The 1,253-nt window shown below is 41.6% G+C and carries 1 protein-coding gene and 1 pseudogene; both read right to left on the reverse strand.

Annotation, left to right across the window (positions count from 1 at the left end; translation table 11 throughout):
* Positions 1–148 precede the first annotated feature (148 nt).
* The gene (locus SD31_RS14370) at positions 149–622 is read right to left on the reverse strand and encodes a nucleoside triphosphate pyrophosphohydrolase family protein (RefSeq protein WP_039054624.1); all 474 of its coding nucleotides are present in this window, start codon (positions 620–622) and stop codon (positions 149–151) included.
* A gap of 86 nt (positions 623–708) precedes the next feature.
* Positions 709–1,197: pseudogene (locus SD31_RS14375) on the reverse strand (pseudouridine synthase); the annotation flags it as partial.
* Between the last annotated feature and the right edge of the window lie 56 nt (positions 1,198–1,253).

Here is a 1,253-nt window from a genome sequence, read left to right on the forward strand (position 1 = left end):
AGGATTTGCTCATTGCACCGAACTGGGGGGTAAAGAAGTCTGCGATACAAACCTATATTGATAAAGGATTGGAAGCTCGGGGTGTGCAGCAGGGAAGTGAGTATAGAGGTTAAGATACTGAAAAAGCGGTCAAAAAAGAACCGCTTTTTTATTTTTCAAGGATAGATTTCAAATTTGCTGGAGAGTAGTTGATAGATTTTAAAGTTTTGTTATCTCCTTCTCGGAATACCAAAAATAACCCGTCCACTTCTTTATAATAAGAATCGACACCTTTCGTCTCTTTATAATATTTCATTGTCGCTTCTGCTTCTTCTTTGGTTTTGCAGGCTTTGCTCATGTTGGAGCGTTGCACTTCTTCAAACAAAGCGTTGAATTTTTCGCCAAGGCCGAATTCTAATACAGCACCGGAGAGTACGTACTGTATATCACATAAAGCATCTGCTATCTCTACGATTCTATCTTTTTCTCTTATAGCTTCTTCTAGTTCTTTCAACTCTTCGGCGATGAGTGACACGCGTAGCTTGCAGCGTGCTTCTGAAGGGATTTGAGGACTTTCTAAAATGGGGTGCTGAAAGGTTTTGTGGAATTCAGCAACTGAGGATAATGATTTAGGATCAGTCATATTACGATAAGTTTTTCTATCTGTAAAAATACGAATCTTTGGCTTTAAAAGAGAAAAAGTCCTGCGTGGGCAGGACTTTTAAGATCTTATTTTATAAAATGTTTGAGTTGGATAAGTTCTTTTTCGTCAAGGTATCTCCAGCGTCCTCGAGGTAAGTCTTTTTTCGTCAGGTTGGCATATACGACACGGTCCAGTTTTACGACCTCGTAGCCAAGCGATTCGAAGATACGTCTTACGATACGGTTTTTGCCGGAGTGGATTTGAATACCTACCTCACGTTTGGAAGCTCCTGCGATATAGCTCAGGTCGTCCGGTTTGATGAATCCATCTTCCAGCTCCAGACCGAACTGGATTTTGTTGAAGTCTCCTTGCGTAAGGTTTTTGTTTAGTTCCACGTGATATATTTTCGTGACATTGTTGCGTGGATGAGATAGCTTTTCGGCAAGCTGTCCGTCGTTGGTCAACAATAGCAGACCTGTAGTATTGCGGTCCAGACGGCCTACAGGGTAGATACGTTCTTTGGTGGCTTTGGCTACCAACTGCATCACTGTACGACGTTCTTGCGTTTGGTCGGATCGTCAGTGGTGGTTTATTATAAGTCCGTTAGGTTTGTTTAATAATGATGTAGACC

The organism is Sphingobacterium sp. T2, assembly GCF_000814685.1.
GTDB classification, from domain to species: domain Bacteria; phylum Bacteroidota; class Bacteroidia; order Sphingobacteriales; family Sphingobacteriaceae; genus Sphingobacterium; species Sphingobacterium thermophilum.

Bases quoted from the DNA above. Each gene is read 5' to 3' on its own strand.
- SD31_RS14370 (WP_039054624.1), bottom strand. From the start codon at position 622: ATGACTGATCCTAAATCATTATCCTCAGTTGCTGAATTCCACAAAACC.